General features: G+C 59.6%; 17 protein-coding genes. 14 read left to right on the top strand and 3 right to left on the bottom strand.

Annotation, left to right across the window (positions count from 1 at the left end):
* A partial coding sequence (locus DFR38_RS10725) for a Rossmann-fold NAD(P)-binding domain-containing protein (protein WP_483396326.1) occupies nucleotides 1-552 on the top strand: 552 nt, incomplete at its 5' end.
* Between the two features lie 264 nt (nucleotides 553-816).
* Nucleotides 817-1761, top strand: a complete 945-nt coding sequence (arcC, locus tag DFR38_RS10720; RefSeq protein WP_110313382.1) for a carbamate kinase — start codon at nucleotides 817-819, stop codon at nucleotides 1759-1761.
* 71 nt (nucleotides 1762-1832) lie between these two features.
* Here the strand turns inward: arcC and DFR38_RS10715 are convergent, their stop codons facing one another.
* Nucleotides 1833-2870: a patatin-like phospholipase family protein gene (locus DFR38_RS10715; RefSeq protein ID WP_110313381.1), complete on the bottom strand. Its 1038-nt coding sequence runs from the start codon at nucleotides 2868-2870 to the stop codon at nucleotides 1833-1835.
* Between the two features lie 225 nt (nucleotides 2871-3095).
* Here DFR38_RS10715 and DFR38_RS10710 point away from each other — a divergent pair, with 225 nt between their 5' ends.
* The 3 genes from DFR38_RS10710 to DFR38_RS10700 all read left to right on the top strand — a co-directional run bounded on the left by DFR38_RS10710 (nucleotide 3096) and on the right by DFR38_RS10700 (nucleotide 4987).
* On the top strand, nucleotides 3096-3434 hold the full coding sequence (locus tag DFR38_RS10710) for a PadR family transcriptional regulator (protein WP_059284929.1): 339 nt from the start codon (nucleotides 3096-3098) through the stop codon (nucleotides 3432-3434).
* The gene (locus DFR38_RS10705) at nucleotides 3431-4261 is read left to right on the top strand and encodes a DUF1700 domain-containing protein (protein WP_059284930.1); all 831 of its coding nucleotides are present in this window, start codon (nucleotides 3431-3433) and stop codon (nucleotides 4259-4261) included. The genes DFR38_RS10710 and DFR38_RS10705 overlap by 4 nt, the downstream gene beginning before the upstream one ends.
* Before the next feature lie 129 nt (nucleotides 4262-4390).
* On the top strand, nucleotides 4391-4987 hold the full coding sequence (locus tag DFR38_RS10700) for a hypothetical protein (RefSeq protein WP_059284931.1): 597 nt from the start codon (nucleotides 4391-4393) through the stop codon (nucleotides 4985-4987).
* A 139-nt stretch (nucleotides 4988-5126) separates the two neighbouring features.
* Here the strand turns inward: DFR38_RS10700 and DFR38_RS10695 are convergent, their stop codons facing one another.
* Both DFR38_RS10695 and DFR38_RS10690 read right to left on the bottom strand, forming a co-directional pair.
* On the bottom strand, nucleotides 5127-5684 hold the full coding sequence (locus DFR38_RS10695; protein ID WP_059284932.1) for an adenine phosphoribosyltransferase: 558 nt from the start codon (nucleotides 5682-5684) through the stop codon (nucleotides 5127-5129).
* Nucleotides 5685-5783: 99 nt separating this feature from the next.
* On the bottom strand, nucleotides 5784-7082 hold the full coding sequence (locus DFR38_RS10690; protein WP_059284933.1) for an NCS2 family permease: 1299 nt from the start codon (nucleotides 7080-7082) through the stop codon (nucleotides 5784-5786).
* A gap of 167 nt (nucleotides 7083-7249) precedes the next feature.
* Here DFR38_RS10690 and gmk point away from each other — a divergent pair, with 167 nt between their 5' ends.
* The 9 genes from gmk to rpoD all read left to right on the top strand — a co-directional run bounded on the left by gmk (nucleotide 7250) and on the right by rpoD (nucleotide 16100).
* The gene (gene gmk / locus DFR38_RS10685; protein WP_059284934.1) at nucleotides 7250-7879 is read left to right on the top strand and encodes a guanylate kinase; all 630 of its coding nucleotides are present in this window, start codon (nucleotides 7250-7252) and stop codon (nucleotides 7877-7879) included.
* A gap of 68 nt (nucleotides 7880-7947) precedes the next feature.
* The gene (gene rpoZ, locus DFR38_RS10680; protein WP_059284935.1) at nucleotides 7948-8154 is read left to right on the top strand and encodes a DNA-directed RNA polymerase subunit omega; all 207 of its coding nucleotides are present in this window, start codon (nucleotides 7948-7950) and stop codon (nucleotides 8152-8154) included.
* A gap of 23 nt (nucleotides 8155-8177) precedes the next feature.
* The gene (locus DFR38_RS10675) at nucleotides 8178-10334 is read left to right on the top strand and encodes a RelA/SpoT family protein (protein WP_059284936.1); all 2157 of its coding nucleotides are present in this window, start codon (nucleotides 8178-8180) and stop codon (nucleotides 10332-10334) included.
* Between the two features lie 3 nt (nucleotides 10335-10337).
* Nucleotides 10338-10538 carry a sulfur carrier protein ThiS gene (gene thiS, locus DFR38_RS10670; protein ID WP_059284937.1) on the top strand — a complete coding sequence of 67 codons (201 nt, stop codon included), beginning with the start codon at nucleotides 10338-10340 and terminating at the stop codon, nucleotides 10536-10538.
* 24 nt (nucleotides 10539-10562) lie between these two features.
* Nucleotides 10563-11357, top strand: a complete 795-nt coding sequence (locus tag DFR38_RS10665) for a thiazole synthase (RefSeq protein ID WP_059284938.1) — start codon at nucleotides 10563-10565, stop codon at nucleotides 11355-11357.
* Between the two features lie 130 nt (nucleotides 11358-11487).
* Nucleotides 11488-11700 (top strand): 30S ribosomal protein S21, encoded by a 213-nt coding sequence (gene rpsU / locus DFR38_RS10660; protein WP_059284939.1) that lies wholly within the window; start codon nucleotides 11488-11490, stop codon nucleotides 11698-11700.
* 108 nt (nucleotides 11701-11808) lie between these two features.
* Nucleotides 11809-12255, top strand: a complete 447-nt coding sequence (locus DFR38_RS10655; RefSeq protein WP_059284940.1) for a GatB/YqeY domain-containing protein — start codon at nucleotides 11809-11811, stop codon at nucleotides 12253-12255.
* 63 nt (nucleotides 12256-12318) lie between these two features.
* Nucleotides 12319-14100 carry a DNA primase gene (gene dnaG, locus DFR38_RS10650; protein ID WP_059284941.1) on the top strand — a complete coding sequence of 594 codons (1782 nt, stop codon included), beginning with the start codon at nucleotides 12319-12321 and terminating at the stop codon, nucleotides 14098-14100.
* Nucleotides 14101-14171: 71 nt separating this feature from the next.
* Complete coding sequence (gene rpoD, locus DFR38_RS10645) at nucleotides 14172-16100, top strand: RNA polymerase sigma factor RpoD (RefSeq protein ID WP_059284942.1); 1929 nt, start codon at nucleotides 14172-14174, stop codon at nucleotides 16098-16100.
* Nucleotides 16101-16253 lie beyond the last annotated feature (153 nt).

Here is a 16253-nt window from a genome sequence, read left to right as displayed (position 1 = left end):
CCCATCTCGCAAATCAGCTACACCTACCTGGGCGACGCCCGCAACAATATGGGCAACTCCCTGCTGGTGATCGGCAGCAAGCTGGGCATGGACGTACGTATCGGCGCCCCGAAACACCTGTGGCCGACCGACGAACTGGTGGCCGAATGCCGTGAAATCGCCACCCGCACCGGCGCCCGCATCACCCTGACCGAAGACGCTGCCGAAGCCGTCAAGGGCACTGACTTCATCCACACCGACGTCTGGGTCTCGATGGGCGAACCGGCCGAAGTGTGGGCCGAACGTATCCGCCTGCTGAAACCTTACCAAGTGAACGCCGCGCTGATGGCCGCTGCCCAGAACCCGCAAGTGAAGTTCATGCACTGCCTGCCGGCCTACCACAACAGCGAAACCAAGGTCGGCAAGGAAATTGCCGCCCAGTACCCGGACCTGGCCAATGGCATTGAAGTGACCGAAGACGTGTTCGAAAGCGAAGCCTGCATTGCCTTCGAGCAAGCCGAAAACCGCATGCACACCATCAAGGCGATTCTGGTCGCCACCCTCGGCGACTAAGACTGGACAAGGTGGCAAAGCCCTGCGGCCTTGCCACCCCGGCAGTGACCGCAGTCAGACCGCAACACCGCTTCACCCACCACGACGACACCCCCTTGAAGTCGTGGCGGCGGAATCCGCTCCCCCTCACTCAGGCGGATTCCACCCTCCGGCAGGTCATCCCCCGGTGACCTGCCGCCCCATCCGACACACCCCGGCCTGCCACAGGCAGACCGGCCACGCCACTGTCCCGACCGTGCGGACAGGGCCAGAAAAGGAAACATCATGCGAGTCGTCGTAGCCCTGGGCGGCAATGCCCTGCAACGTCGTGGCGAAGCCATGACCGCTGACAACCAACGCGCCAACGTCAAGGTGGCCGCCGAACAACTGGCCGCCGTCACCCGGCTGGGCCACAACCTGGTGATGTGCCACGGCAACGGCCCGCAAGTCGGCCTCTTGGGCCTGCAAAACGACGCCTACGCCCGCCACGTCGACGGCAAGGTCACCCCCTATCCGCTCGACGTACTGGGCGCCCAGACCGAAGGCATGATCGGCTACATGATCGAACAGGAACTGGGCAACGTACTGCCGTTTGAAGTACCGCTGGCCACCATCCTCACCCAGACCGAAGTCGATGCCGCCGACCCGGCCTTCCAGAACCCCACCAAGTTCGTCGGCCCGGTGTACAGCAAGGAAGAAGCCGAAGCGCTGGCCGCCAGCCACGGCTGGACGGTCAAGGCCGACGGTGACTACTACCGCCGCGTGGTGCCCAGCCCGAAGCCGAAACGTATCTTCGAACTGCGCCCCATCAAATGGATGATCGAAAAAGGTGCGGTGGTGATTGCTGCCGGCGGCGGCGGCATCCCCACCCTGTACCAGGGTGACAAACTGGTGGGTGTGGAAGCGGTGATCGACAAAGACCTGGCCTCAGCCCTGCTGGCGCGCGAAGTGGACGCCGACTACTTTGTCATCGCCACCGATGTGAAGAGCGTGTTTGTTGGCTGGGGCACTCCCGAAGCCAAAGCCATCCGCCACGCTCACCCGGACGAAATGGACAAGCTGGGCTTTGCGGCGGGTTCGATGGGGCCGAAAGTGGAAGCCGCCTGCGAATTCGCCCGCCTGACCGGCAAGCGTGCGGTGATTGGCGCGCTGGAAGACATCGAGAAGATCGTCAAGGGCGAAGCCGGCACCATCATCTCCACCGAGAAGGCCGGGATCGAGTGGTACTGAGCGGGTAGATGGACTGCGGTGTTATGAACAAGGGCTGCCATGGCAGCCCTTGTTGCATGGTGGCGGCAGAATCAGGCCAGGCCCAGCTCGGCGGCATGGTCGCGGCACAATGCCTGGCCGGCAGCATAGCCGGCCTGATACATCTGCGACAGGTTGGAGTAAGACCAATCCAGCTCCTGCTCACGCTGCTCCGGACGGATGAACTGGTCGTAAGCCACGCGCAGCAACTTGGTACGCGGCTTGCCCTCGGCATCCTTGTTATGCAGGGCCTCGAACAGCTTCAGGTCATCACGGGCAATTTCGGTCAGCGGGGTAATGATGGACTGCACCCAGGCATCGTACAGATCACGCGGCGGGTGCAGCAGCTGTTCGCTGCCCAATACATCGAATACCACGGTGGTATCGATATAAGGGTGATCCTGGAACAGGCGCTTGAAGTTGAGGGTGTCAATGGCCGCGCCTTCGATGAAGTAATCGCCATCCAGCAGATAAGGCGGGTAGATCAACGGGAAGGACAGCGCGGCCAGGAAGTGTTCATGGTTGATCTGCTGCTTGTTCCAGCAGTCCATGCGCTTTTGGCTGAGGTTGTAGGCATTCAGGTAAAACTGCGGCTTGATGTCGGCCAGTCTGGCAAAGTCCACCACCTGGTCGATGAAGGGCACATGAGCGCACAAGCCCTGGCTTTGGGCGTTCAGATTGCTGGGGCAGAGGCTGGCCATCAAGTAGCTGCTCCAGTCGGCAGCCAGCCGTTGCAAGGGGCCCTGGTCGGCCTGGGCCTGGATGGCCTGCAGTAGCGGATTGGCCTGCTGCCATTGCCGCCAGATGTCGGCCAGCGGGCCGGGTTTGTTGAACACCTTGAAATTGACCGGGAAGGCGGCATACAGCGCATCGGCCACGCCCATGTCGGCCAGTTTTTCCAGTGCAGCCTTGGGGTCCTGTCCTTTGGCCGCGGTATACAGCAGGCCGACAATCGCGCCTGCGCCCGAGGTGGAAATGATGTCGAACTCGACGCCTGCTTCGATAAAGGCCACCAGCGAACCAGCCATCAGCGTGGCATTGGGCGCACCGCCACCCAGCACCAGTGCCAGAGTTTTCTTGTTGGAGCTCATGCGTGTACTTCCGATTGGGGAGATATCTGAAATTATGCGTTATGGATTGTGAAATTACTTTTTTATTGGAAGAAATTTCAGATAAAAAGCGCGGCGGCTGAGTGGGCCGGTCTACGTGGTTTTACCATGTATCTTGTAATGCACTGTAGCTGGGAATAATATGCGGCTTGTCCTTGTGCAGTGCACGGCCCTCTACCGTGTAATGCAAGGTATGGGAGTCCGAGTATGAAAACGCAGTTGAAAAAGGGCACGCTGGATATGTGCGTGCTGGCCGCACTGGCGGCGGGAGACAGCTATGCCTACGAACTGGTGAGCATTCTGTCGCGCAGCATGGAGGTGAGCGAAGGCACCATGTACCCGCTGATGCGCCGGCTGCAGGCGGAAGCCTGGGTGTCGACCTACCTGGTGGAGTCGGCCAGCGGACCTTCACGCAAGTACTACACCCTGACTGCTGCAGGGCGGCAACAGTTGGTGCTGATGCAGCAGGAATGGCAAGAGTTCGTCGGCGATGTGAACAGTGTGTTGCAACTGGCCGCAGGGCGGGCCAAGGGAGAATCAGCATGAAGCAGCAGGAATTCATCAAACAATTGCAGGATGCTTTGTCTCGGCTGCCGGAAGGGGAGAGGCAAGACATCATTGCGGATTATCAGGAATACTTCCGCGATGGTCTGGCGGCAGGCCGCAGCGAAGCGGATATTGCTGCTGCCCTGGGCGAGCCGCAGCAGTTGGCGCGCGAACTGATGGCACGTCATCACATGGCACGCTGGGAGAGCCGCAAGAGCTTCGGCAACCTGTTTGCCGTGGTGGGCGCCATTGCCGGCCTGGGCTTTCTCAATTTCATGCTGGCCATTCCCTTCCTGTTTTATCTGTGGCTGCTGACCATGGCGGCGCTGGCCTCCACCGGCATCCTGATTGGCGGCCTGCTGCTGTTTGGCACACTGGCCTGCAATGAGCTATTCGGCTGGCCGGCCATTCATGAATCGCGTGATGTACGGGCCATCTGGTCCGAATTTGCCCAGGGCGGCCCGGCGGGGAACATTCATATCCGGGGCAGTCGCGGCGAAACGGTTGATGTGGTGCGGGAGGCGTCGTCCGGCCGGGCCAGCATCCATATCCAGTCCAGAGATGGCACGGTCAGCCTGGAGCGCAATGCCAGTGAGGTGCTTGGCCGGCTGCAGATCAAGGATGAAACCGGGCAGGTGGATATCGCTGGCCTGGACTGGGGCTTGAGTCGCCATGGCATGCTGCTGACCGGCTTGCTATTGATGGCGCTGGGTGGCGGCGGCGTGTTTCTGTGCTACTTGCTGGCGCGCTGGACCTGGCGCGGTCTGCTGTCCTATGGCCGTTACCAGCTGGCTGTTCTGGACAGGGCGCGTGGTGCTCCAGTCTAGCTTTGCATGAGCGCAACGGCAGGAGTGGACGGGATGAGGGCGGGACGGCCAGTGGGCGTGGCAGGCAAGAGGTCCTACACTGTGGCCTGTGTCGCTAACCGGTATGGCGGCTGTTCAAGGAGCTTTGACATGGTCCGTGTCCTCACCCGCATGGTATGCGGTGTACTGCTGTTGGGCGCCAGCCTGTATGGTCTGCCTGGTATGGCACAGCCGGCTGATGCTGCCCTGGAGCAGGATAGGCTGCTGCTGCGCTTGCTCTCTTGTCAGCTGCCATGGGCGGAGGTGGTCAGCCCGAGTGTGCCGGTCGGCCTGGCCGTACAGCGTATGGAGGCATTGGGAAAGTCGGCTGCGGCAGGGGGCGTGGGCGATAAAACCATTGCCGGGCCACTCCTCCTTGGGCGTGCATGCTTGCAGAACGTGCATTTTGGTGGTGCCGCAGGATCATTCTGGGTCAGTGGGCAGGTGTGCCAACCGGGCATCGATGATTTCGTACGGGAATTGCGCAAGATCGGCGTGGCGCTCCATGGTGGCAAGTTGCCGCCAGCGCTAGCGGCATTGCCCATGCCAGCTTCCATGCCGCGTTACTGGGCTGGCACCGACCGGCAGTTCTATTTGCTGCTAAACGGCAGTATTGAGCTTGCCGGGAATGGCCTGCGGCTTGGGGACGACTCAGCGCTGTCCTTTTTCTGCATGCTACGTCCACCTGCAGAATATGAGCAGCACTGAGCGGTGCGTGCTAGCGCGAAAGAGCGCAGTCGCTTGATGTCAGCCAGGCGGCAGCCTGGAGAAGGCGCAGGCTGCTTCCTGTCTGTTCCGCGTGATCCGCTACTGCAGGATCACGCAGCATAAACCGGCGCGGCTGTGGCTAGTGGCCTTCGTAAGAGCACACGGTGAATACATCCAGGCCGGCATCGCGGATCAGCTGGCCGCCACCCAGTTCGGGCAGTTCGATGATGGTGGCTGCTTCCAGTACATTGGCGCCCAGCTTCTTCAGCAGATTGTAGCCAGCCATCATGGTGCCGCCGGTGGCGATGAGGTCGTCAATCAGAATCACCCGGTCCCCCGCCTTGCAGGCGTCGGTATGAATCTCCACGGTGGCGTTGCCGTATTCCAGTTCGTATTCTTCCGCCACCGTGGTGAAGGGCAGCTTGCCTTTCTTGCGGATGGGCACGAAGCCGACATTCAGTTCGTAAGCCAGTACCGAACCGATGATGAAGCCGCGGGCATCCAGGCCGGCAATCAGGTCCACTTCCTCTTGCATGTAGCGATGGACATAGATGTCGATCAGCATGCGGAAGGTTTTGGGGTTTTGCAGCAGTGGGGTGATGTCGCGGAACATCACGCCCTGGCTGGGCCAGTTGGGTACGGTGCGGATCCAGCCCTTGAGGTAGCTGGCGTAGTCGAGATTGCTGAGATTTTCCATGGCGCTATTGTACTTTCAAATGAAGCGATCGTGTCTGGCGGCGCTGAAAGTAAAAAGGCCCGCCGCAACAAGCGGCAGGCCCTGTGTGTCTGATGTCGATCAGGCAAAGAAGGCCAGCTTGAAGATCCACAGCGCGGCAATCACCACCACGGCCGGTTTCAGGTCGGCAAAACGGCCAGCCAGAATCTTGATCACAGCATAGCTGATGAAGCCGAAAGCGATACCGTCGGCAATCGAGAAGGTAAACGGCATGGCCAGCGCGGTCATCACCGCCGGGGCGGACTCGGTCAGGTCGTTCCAGTCGATTTCCGCCAGGCCACGAGCCATCAGCACGGCCACATAGCACAGTGCCGGAGCGGTGGCGTAGGCCGGAACGGTCTTGGCCAGCGGCGAAATCCACAGGCAGGCCAGGAACAGGATGGCCACCACGGTGGCGGTCAGGCCGGTACGGCCACCCACGGCGGTGCCGGCGGCGGATTCGATATAGGCCGTGGTGGACGAGGTGCCCATGATGGCACCGGCGGTAATGGCCACCGAATCGGCCAGCAGGGCGCGCTTCAGGCGCGGCAGCTTGCCATCCTTGTCCAGCAGGCCGGCACGGTGCGACACACCCACCAGGGTGCCGGTGGTGTCAAACAGGTCGACAAAGAAGAACACGAAGATCACCCCCACCAGGCCGGCGCTCATGGCACCATGCAGGTCCATCTTCATGAAGGTGGGCTCCATGCTCGGTACCGGAGCGAAGATACCTTCGAACTTGGACAGGCCCAGCGCGATGGACAGTGCAGTCACCACCAGGATGCCGATGATGATGGAGCCCGGTACCTTGCGGTATTCCAGCGCCACGATCAGGAAGAAGCCCAGAATGGCCAGCAGGGTGGTCGGGTTGTGGATATTGCCCAGCGTCAGGTAGGTAGCCGGATGGGCGGCGATCACACCGGCATCTTTCAGCGCGATAATGGCCAGGAACATGCCGACGCCGGCAGAAATGGCAAACTTGAGCGAACGCGGAATGGCATTGACAATGGCCTCACGCACCTTGAACAGGCTGACGGCCAGAAAGACGATGCCGGAAATGAATACCGCACCCAGTGCTGCCTGCCAGGGGATCCCCATGCCCTTGACCACGCTGAAGGTGAAGTAGGCGTTCAGGCCCATGCCCGGCGCCAGAGCCATCGGATAATTGGCCACCAGGCCCATGATGGCGGTACCCAGCGCAGCGGCCAGGCAGGTTGCGACAAATACTGCGTTCAGGTCCATGCCGGTGGCGGACAGAATCAGCGGATTGACCAGAATGATGTAAGCCATGGTCAGAAAGGTGGTGAAGCCGGCGATCACTTCGGTCTTGACCGAAGTGCCGTGTTCCCTCAGCTTGAAAAAGCTTTCCAGTAGTTGCATGACAGAGATGCTCCGAGCCTTGTTATGGTTTGGTGAAGACGCGGGATTTTACTTCGGTGTGAAGACAAACACCTAAATCTTGACATGAAGATACTTTTGCTCTTAACCGGAAATGCACTCTGTGGTATTCTGAAAAATTACCCTTTCTTTGGCAGGAAGCTCAATTGATGAGCAAAGCAGTCGGGAACATCTATATCGTGGTGGCACCGTCCGGTGCAGGCAAAACCTCGCTGGTGGCGGCTTTGCTGCAGGCAGAGCCCACTGTCGAACTGTCCGTTTCCTACACCACGCGCCCTGCGCGCGCCGGTGAAGTGGATGGCCAGCACTATCACTTTGTCGGGCATGCCGAATTCCAGGCCATGATCGAGGGTCAGGACTTTCTGGAGTATGCCGAGGTATACGGCAATTTTTACGGTACCAGTGTGCGCTGGCTGCAAAGCCGGCTGGAACAGGGCCGTGACATCCTGCTGGAAATCGACTGGCAGGGGGCAGAGCAGGTGCGCAAGGTATTCCCGGAGGCGGTCGGCATTTTCATTCTGCCGCCTTCCATCGAAGAACTGGAACGCCGCCTGCGCGGCCGCGGTACCGACAGCGAAGAAGTGATTCTGCGCCGTCTGGCTTCGGCCCGTTCGGAAATCGACAAGGTAGCCGAATACGACTACATCGTGGTCAATGACGATTTCGAACGTGCCAAGGGAGATCTGGTGAGCATTTTCCGCGCACGCCGCCTGCGTGCATCGGTGCAAACCCAGCGACTGGCGCCGGCACTGGCCCGCATGGGCGTGCAGCGCGACTAGCACGCATTGGTTGCTCCGGCAAAACTCGATATAGTTATCCACATCGCGCAATTTACGAAAGAAATCACATGGCACGTATTACCGTAGATGATTGCCTGGATCGCATCCAGAACCGTTTTGACCTGACTCTGGCTGCAGCCTATCGCGCCCGTCAGGTTGCCTCCGGCGCGACTTCCTTTGTGGATGCCGGCCGTCACAAGCCCACGGTCGTTGCGCTGCGCGAAATCGCCGCCGGCCATGTAGGCAAGGAAGTTCTCACCCGTAGCAAGAGCTGATCAGGGTGCAGGCGGAGCGACACATGGAGACCGGGCTTGATATCGCCATCGATTACAAGGCACTGATCGAACGCGAAGCGGCGGCATTTTTCGAGGCAGCCGCCCGTTATCTCAAACCGGAAGACGTACAGTTGCTGCGCCAGGCCTTCGATGTCAGCCGCGAGGCGCACGAAGGCCAGACCCGCAAGAGTGGCGAGCCCTACATCACCCATCCGCTGGCGGTCGCTACCATGCTGACCGACTGGCGGCTGGATGTGCAGGGGCTGGCTGCTGCCTTGCTGCATGATGTGCTGGAAGATACCGGCGTCACCAAGCCCACCCTGGCCGAGAAATTTGGCAAGGTGGTGGCGGATCTGGTGGATGGCCTGTCCAAGCTGGAAAGGCTGGAATACCAGACCAAGGAAACCGCCCAGGCAGAAAACTTCCGCAAGATGGTGCTGGCCATGGCGCGCGACATCCGCGTCATCATCGTCAAGCTGGCCGACCGCCTGCACAATATGCGCACGCTGGACTCCATGCGCGAGGACAAGCGCCAGCGCATCGCGCTGGAAACACTGGAAATCTACGCACCGATTGCCAACCGCATCGGCCAGAACAAGGTGTACCGCGAGCTGCAGGACCTGGCCTTCAAGCACCTGCATCCGCACCGCTACAGTGTATTGTCCAAGGCCGTGCGCGCCGCCCGTGGCAATCGCCGCGAGGTGGTCAACAAGATTCTGAAAACCGTCAGCCAGCGGCTGGTGGAAAGCAATATCGAAGCCACCATCAAGGGGCGCGAGAAAAACCTCTACAGCATCTACAAGAAAATGCAGGAAAAGCACCTGTCGTTTTCCGAGGTGCTGGATATCTACGGCTTCCGTGTGGTGGTCAACGACATTCCCAGCTGTTATCTGGCGCTGGGGGCCCTGCACAGCCTGTACAAGCCCATTCCGGGCAAATTCAAGGATTACATCGCCATCCCCAAGGGCAATGGCTATCAAAGCCTGCATACCACCCTGTTCGGCCCTTATGGCACGCCGGTGGAAATGCAGATCCGTACCCGCGAAATGAATGGCGTGGCCGAAGCCGGTGTGGCTTCGCACTGGATGTACAAGAGTGGCGACGCCGGCATCAATACCGCCCAGCAGCGCACGCACCAGTGGCTGCAAAGCCTGCTGGACATGCAGGAGGAGAGTGACGACGCCGTTGAATTCCTCGAGCACATCAAGATCGACCTGTTCCCCGACGAAGTGTACGTGTTCACCCCCAAGGGCAAGATCATGGTGCTGCCGCAGGGCTCCACCCCGGTCGACTTTGCCTATGCCGTGCATACCGATGTCGGCCATCGCTGTATTGCCGCACGGGTCAATCATGTGCTGATGCCCTTGCGTACCGTGCTGCGCAATGGCGATACCGTTGAAGTCATTACCTCCACCCAGGCCAAGCCCAATCCGTCCTGGCTGACCTTTGTGCAGAGTGGGCGTGCGCGCTCCGGCATTCGTAACTATCTGAAGAGCCTGCAGCGCGAAGATGCATCCACGCTGGGCGAAAAGCTGCTCAAGCAGGCGATTGGTGCGCTGGCGGTGTCGCCGCTGCTGCTGGACGACGCGCTCAAGGCCGAATACATGGCCGTGCATGGCGACAAGCTGCAGGGCTTCCAGGAAGTGCTGGCGGAAATCGGTGCCGGCAAGCTGCTGCCGATTGCCGTGGCGCGGCGTCTGGTCGAGCTGGCCGGCGAGCGCCTGGGCGAGGACGTCAAGGTGGGCCCGGTCACCATCCGTGGCAACGAAGGCGGCACGGTGCAGCTGTCCAGCTGTTGCAATCCCTTGCCGGGAGATGAAATCCTTGGCGTCATCACCAAGGGCCAGGGTCTGGTGATTCACCGGATAAGCTGTCCGAATGTGCAGCGTGTCGATCACGACAAGCTGCTTAACGTCAACTGGGAAACCCAGCGCGACCGCATGTTCGGCGTCAGCGTCAGCGTGCTGGCGCGCAATGAGCGCGGTGCGCTGGCCGATATCGCCGCCGCCATCTCGCAGGCCTCGGCCAATATCGAAAGCGTCGATACCCAGGATACCCATGTGGGCGACGGCTTCATTCACATCCATTTCCGCCTGCAGGTGGAAAGCGTCGAGCATCTGTCGCGGGTGCTGAACGAGGTCCAGAATCTGGTGGTGGTGCAGCGAGCGGAGAGGAGATAAGCCATGCAGTTGCGCATCAATGGCGAAGTGAAGGAATTTGCCGCGCTGGCTACCGTGGCGGAGCTGGTGCAGGCGCTGGAACTGGTCGGCAAGCGGGTTGCCGTCGAGCTCAATGGCGAGATCGTACCTCGCAGCCAACACGGCCTGGCCGCGCTGGCTGACGGGGATGAACTGGAAATCGTCGTTGCCGTTGGCGGCGGCTGATAACACCGTAGCAAGGAGTAGACAGTGCAGGATCAACTGGTCATCGCAGGCAAGGCATATAATTCCCGTTTGCTGGTCGGAACCGGCAAATATCGCGATTTCGAACAAACCGCCCAGGCGCTGGATGCCTCTGGTTGCGACATCGTCACCGTGGCGATTCGGCGCGTGAATCTGGGTCAAAACGCCGGCGAGCCCAATCTGCTCGATTTTTTGCCGCAGAACCGTTACACTCTGCTCCCCAATACGGCGGGCTGTTATTCCGCCGAGGATGCCATCCGTACCTTGCGCCTGGCGCGCGAGCTGCTGGATGACCACCGTCTGGTCAAGCTGGAGGTGCTGGGCGACTCCGGCAACCTGTTCCCCAATGTCAAGGAAACCCTGAAAGCCGCCGAAGTGCTGGTCGCCGAGGGCTTTGACGTCATGGTGTACACCTCGGATGACCCGATCATCGCCCGCGAGCTGGAACAGATCGGCTGCTGCGCCATCATGCCGCTGGCCAGTCTGATCGGCTCCGGCATGGGCATTCTCAATCCGTGGAATCTGAAACTGATCATCGAGCAATCCAGTGTTCCGGTGCTGGTGGATGCCGGGGTGGGTACCGCCTCCGATGCGGCCATCGCCATGGAACTGGGTTGTGATGGCGTGCTGATGAATACCGCGATTGCCGCTGCCGGCAATCCCGTATTGATGGCACATGCCATGAAACTGGCTGTCGAAGCAGGCCGCGCCGCCTATTGTGCGGAGCGCATGCCGAAACGTTTTTATAGCGCTGTACCAAGTTCTCCTAGTGAGGGGGTGATTTCTTCTCGCAAGCCGTGATGCACAAAAGCGCCACAAAAAGCTTGCCGGGAATGCTTCAGACTTTTCCAAACCGCGTATTGTTGTTAAAATGCTGTTTTTTATAGGTAGCGGTACGTCCATACCTACGGATCTAAGGATACTTGAGTCAATGCCGAATATTCGCGTTAAAGAAAACGAGCCGTTCGAAGTCGCCATGCGTCGCTTCAAGCGCGCTGTAGAAAAAACCGGTCTGCTGACCGAACTGCGCGCCCGTGAGTTCTACGAAAAGCCGACCACCGAACGCAAGCGCAAGCACGCTGCTGCCGTAAAGCGCCACTACAAGCGCATTCGCAGCCAGATGCTGCCGCCGAAACTCTTCTAAGAGTTGCTCCGGCAATAAAGCGGGACCGCAGGCATGGCCTGCGGTTTTGCCATTTGTACTCCAGAATTCTACTGCCATGTCTCGACATGGCCCTTGCGTGAGCACGACATGAGCCTCAAAGTTCGCATCAGCGATGACATGAAGTCCGCCATGAAGGCAAAGGACACCGAGCGTCTGGCCGCCATCCGCCTGTTGATGGCCGCCATCAAGCAAAAGGAAGTGGACGAGCGTATCGAGCTGGATGATGCAGCCATCGTGGTGGTGATCGACAAGATGCTCAAGCAGCGTCGTGACTCCATCTCCCAGTACGAAGCCGCCCAGCGCCAGGATCTGGCCGACAAGGAAAAGGCCGAAATGACCGTGCTGATGGCCTATATGCCGCAGCAGCTGTCCGAAGCCGAAATCGACGAGCTGGTCGCCAAGGCCGTGGTCGATAGCGGTGCTGCCTCCATGCAGGACATGGGCAAGGTCATGGGCCTGCTGCGCCCGCAACTGGCTGGCCGTGCCGATATGGCGCTGGTGTCAGCCCGCATCAAGGCCAGGCTGACCGCCTGAGCTGTGGCCGGGCGCGGTCAGGCCCGGTATTTTGTTCCCTCGTGTTAAGGCAGGTGTTCGCCGTTGATTCCACAGGACTTTGTTGATCAGTTGCTGTCCCGTGTCGATCTGGTCGACGTGGTGGATCGCTATGTCCCGCTGAAGAAGGCCGGCCAGAATTATCTGGCCTGCTGTCCTTTCCACAAGGAAAAATCCCCTTCCTTCACTGTCAGTCCCAGCAAGCAGTTCTATCACTGCTTTGGTTGTGGCGCGCATGGCTCGGCCATCGGTTTCGTCATGGAATACCAGGGGCTGGGTTTTGTCGACGCGGTGAAGATGCTGGCGGAAAGCATCGGCATGCAAGTGCCGGAAGTGCGCAGCAGCAATCCGGAAGCCAGCCGGGCAGCGCGCGAGCGTCAGCTGTCGCTGGAAGAAGTGATGCAGCTGGCAGCAGGCTATTTCAAGCAGCAACTCAAATCCGCGCCGCTTGCCATCAGCTATCTGAAAGGACGCGGCGTCAGTGGTGAAATTGCCGGCCGCTTCGGTCTGGGGTATGCACCGGGTGAATGGCAGAACCTGCAGGCTGTGTTCCCGCAGTACCAGGACGACAAGCTGGTGGATGCCGGCCTGGTGATCCTGAATGAAGAAAGCGGCAAGCGTTACGACCGCTTCCGTGAGCGGGTGATGTTTCCCATCCGCAACCAGCGCGGCGCCATCATCGGTTTTGGTGGCCGGGTGCTGGGCAAGGGGGAACCCAAGTATCTGAACTCGCCGGAAACGGTGCTGTTCGAAAAAGGCCGCGAACTGTACGGCCTGTATGAAGCCCGCCAGGCCATCCGCGAAAAGAACCGCGTATTGGTGGTGGAAGGTTATATGGACGTGGTGGCGCTGGCGCAATATGGCATCGGCTATGCGGTGGCCACGCTGGGCACCGCCACCACTGGTGAGCATGTGCGCAAGCTGATGCGCCATGCCGACCAGGTGTATTTCTGTTTTGACGGTGACAAGGCGGGGCAGAAGGCCGCCTGGCGTGCACTGGAAAACAGCCTGCCGCAATTGCAGGATGGCAAGGCGCTGAATTTCCTGTTTTTGCCGCAGGAACACGACCCGGACAGCTATATCCGGGAATTCGGCAGCGAAGCATTTGAACAGCAGCTGGCAGAGCACAGCCTGCCGCTGTCGGTTTACTTTACCCGCGAGCTGACTGGCCGCGTGGACATGAATACGCCGGAAGGGCGGGCCGACCTGATCAAGCAGGCCAGCCCGCTACTGGCACAGATTGCCGCACCGGCGCTGGGCTTCATGATCAGAAAAAGGCTGGCGGAACTCGCCGGCATGGATGTCGACGATTTCGACAAGCTGACCACGGGCAAGAAGGCGCCGGAGCGCAAGGGCAAGCGCGAATACCGCTTGCCGGAAGAATCATATCGCCAGATCAACACGCCCATCGTCCACAAGCAGATCAAGTGGCTGCTGATGAATCCGGCGTGGGCCGGTGATGTGACATTGCCGGACAGCCTGCCGCTGTCCGACGAACTGGCCTGCTTTGCGATGTTGGCCGAAAGTGTGCAGGGACACGAACAGCCGCCCAATACGGCGCAATTGATAGAGGGGCTGCGCGGCACCCCCTACGAAGGGCTGATCGACAGTGTGCTGCACCAGGCCATGCAGGATCCGGACGAGTTTGCCGACCCCGGCGAGGATGATCGCATCCAGTTTCAGCACGGCAACGCCAAGCTGTTGAAAATGCTGCGTGAAGCCCAGGTGGAAAGGCTAAAACTGAAAGACCGCAACGAAGGTCTAACGCCGGAAGAGAAAGCATTATTCAGGGAACTGCTCCGAGACCTGCTCGGCTCATCCCCGTGAGCCAGGGCAGAAGTGACGTAGTTGTGTTATAATCAACTGTTTTTTTCGGCTTATTTTAAGCAGGAAGCAAAATGGCGGCCTCTCCCGAAAATCAAAAAGACGTGCAGGACAACGAAGAACAGGTAATGAGCCTGGAAGAGCAGCGTAAACGCCTGCGCCAGCTGATTGCCCTGGGCAAGGAACGTGGCTATCTCACCTATGCTGAGATCAACGACCACCTTCCGGAAGATGTCTCCGATGCCGAACAGATCGAAAACATCGTCACGATGATTTCCGGCCTGGGCATCCAGGTTTACGACGAAGCCCCGGACGCAGAAACCCTGCTGATGTCCGATGCCACCCCGGCCGTGGCGGATGAAGACGCGGTGGAAGAAGCCGAGGCAGCCTTGTCCTCGGTCGACTCCGAGTTCGGCCGCACCACCGACCCGGTGCGCATGTACATGCGCGAAATGGGCTCGGTCGAGCTGTTGACCCGCGAAGGCGAAATCGAAATCGCCAAGCGCATCGAAGACGGCCTCAAGCACATGATTCTGGCCATCTCGGCTTGTCCGGGAACCGTGGCCGAGGTGCTGGAACTGGTCGAGCGCATCAGCAAGGAAGAAATCCGCGTTGACGAAGTAGTGGATGGTTTCATCGATCCGAACGCCGATACGGCTGAAGCGGCCCTGCCGTTTGCCGAACCGGAAATCGAGGAAGACGCCCTGCTCGAAGACGAGGAAGCCGACGCTGAAGACGACGAAGCCAGTGCCGAAGCCGCCAACCTGGCCAATCTGGAAGAACTGAAGCAGCAGACGCTGGAGCACTTTGCCGGCGTACGCATGATGTTCGACAAGATGGTCAAGGTGCTGGAAAAGGAAGGCTCCAAGTCCAAGGCTTATCTGGAGCTGCAAGACGCCATCACCACCGAGTTCATGATGGTGCGCTTCTCCACCCGCCAGATCGAATCGCTGTGCGAATCGCTGCGTCGTCGTGTCAATGAAATCCGTACCTTCGAGCGTGATATCCAGGATATCTGCGTGACGCGGGTACGCATGGACCGCACCCACTTCATCAAGGTCTTCCCCGGCAACGAAATCAATACCGCCTGGGTGGAAACCGAAATCGATTCCGGCAAGGCCTGGAGCGAGGCGCTGACCCGCTTCAAGTACGCCATCATCGAGAAGCAGACCAAGCTGTCCGAGCTGCAGGATCGTGCCATGTTGCCGATCAAGGAGCTCAAGGAAATCAACCGCCAGATGTCGGCGGGTGAGTCCAAGGCACGCCGCGCCAAGAAGGAAATGATCGAGGCCAACCTGCGTCTGGTGATTTCCATTGCCAAGAAGTACACCAACCGTGGCCTGCAGTTCCTCGATTTGATCCAGGAAGGCAATATCGGTTTGATGAAGGCGGTGGACAAGTTCGAATACCGTCGTGGTTACAAGTTCTCGACCTATGCCACCTGGTGGATTCGTCAGGCCATCACCCGCTCCATTGCGGACCAGGCCCGCACCATCCGTATCCCGGTGCACATGATCGAAACCATCAACAAGATGAACCGCATTTCGCGTCAGATCCTGCAGGAAACCGGCCGTGAGCCGGACCCGGCCGAACTGGCGGAAAAGATGGAAATGCCGGAAGAGAAGATTCGCAAGATCATGAAGATTTCCAAGGAGCCCATCTCCATGGAAACCCCGATCGGCGATGACGACGATTCCCATCTGGGCGACTTCATCGAGGACCAGAACAACCTGGCACCGTCTGATGCGGCGATGTACTCCAGCCTGAAGGACGCCACCAAGGAGGTGCTGGACACCCTGACCCCGCGTGAGGCCAAGGTGTTGCGCATGCGTTTTGGTATCGACATGAATACCGACCACACCCTGGAAGAAGTGGGCAAGCAGTTTGACGTGACGCGCGAGCGGATTCGTCAGATCGAAGCCAAGGCCCTGCGCAAGCTGCGTCACCCGACCCGTTCGGAACGTCTGCGCAGCTTCCTGGATAATGAGCCGGGCGGTCAGTAAGCTGGCCTTGTCGGCAGGAAAACATCCCCAAGCCGCTTGCATCCGGGCTTGGGGATTTTTATTTGTCTCTGCTATAATGCCCCCCTTCGGGCCTCTAGCTCATGCTTGGTTAGAGCAGCGGACTTAACAAGTGATCTCCTAAGACTCGACAGA

It is taken from the genome of Aquitalea magnusonii, assembly GCF_003202035.1.
GTDB lineage: Bacteria > Pseudomonadota > Gammaproteobacteria > Burkholderiales > Chromobacteriaceae > Aquitalea > Aquitalea magnusonii.
The sequence above is the reverse complement of the archived record's forward strand: the minus strand, read 5'-3'. Positions and strand labels throughout refer to the sequence as shown.

What these genes read in the sequence shown, in the direction of transcription:
- arcC (WP_110313382.1), top strand. Translation starts at nt 817, where the DNA reads ATGCGAGTCGTCGTAGCCCTGGGCGGCAATGCCCTGCAACGTCGTGGC.
- DFR38_RS10715 (WP_110313381.1), bottom strand. Translation starts at nt 2,870, where the DNA reads ATGAGCTCCAACAAGAAAACTCTGGCACTGGTGCTGGGTGGCGGTGCG.
- DFR38_RS10710 (WP_059284929.1), top strand. Translation starts at nt 3,096, where the DNA reads ATGAAAACGCAGTTGAAAAAGGGCACGCTGGATATGTGCGTGCTGGCC.
- DFR38_RS10705 (WP_059284930.1), top strand. Translation starts at nt 3,431, where the DNA reads ATGAAGCAGCAGGAATTCATCAAACAATTGCAGGATGCTTTGTCTCGG.
- DFR38_RS10700 (WP_059284931.1), top strand. Translation starts at nt 4,391, where the DNA reads ATGGTCCGTGTCCTCACCCGCATGGTATGCGGTGTACTGCTGTTGGGC.
- DFR38_RS10695 (WP_059284932.1), bottom strand. Translation starts at nt 5,684, where the DNA reads ATGGAAAATCTCAGCAATCTCGACTACGCCAGCTACCTCAAGGGCTGG.
- DFR38_RS10690 (WP_059284933.1), bottom strand. Translation starts at nt 7,082, where the DNA reads ATGCAACTACTGGAAAGCTTTTTCAAGCTGAGGGAACACGGCACTTCG.
- gmk (WP_059284934.1), top strand. Translation starts at nt 7,250, where the DNA reads ATGAGCAAAGCAGTCGGGAACATCTATATCGTGGTGGCACCGTCCGGT.
- rpoZ (WP_059284935.1), top strand. Translation starts at nt 7,948, where the DNA reads ATGGCACGTATTACCGTAGATGATTGCCTGGATCGCATCCAGAACCGT.
- DFR38_RS10675 (WP_059284936.1), top strand. Translation starts at nt 8,178, where the DNA reads ATGGAGACCGGGCTTGATATCGCCATCGATTACAAGGCACTGATCGAA.
- thiS (WP_059284937.1), top strand. Translation starts at nt 10,338, where the DNA reads ATGCAGTTGCGCATCAATGGCGAAGTGAAGGAATTTGCCGCGCTGGCT.
- rpsU (WP_059284939.1), top strand. Translation starts at nt 11,488, where the DNA reads ATGCCGAATATTCGCGTTAAAGAAAACGAGCCGTTCGAAGTCGCCATG.
- DFR38_RS10655 (WP_059284940.1), top strand. Translation starts at nt 11,809, where the DNA reads ATGAGCCTCAAAGTTCGCATCAGCGATGACATGAAGTCCGCCATGAAG.
- rpoD (WP_059284942.1), top strand. Translation starts at nt 14,172, where the DNA reads ATGGCGGCCTCTCCCGAAAATCAAAAAGACGTGCAGGACAACGAAGAA.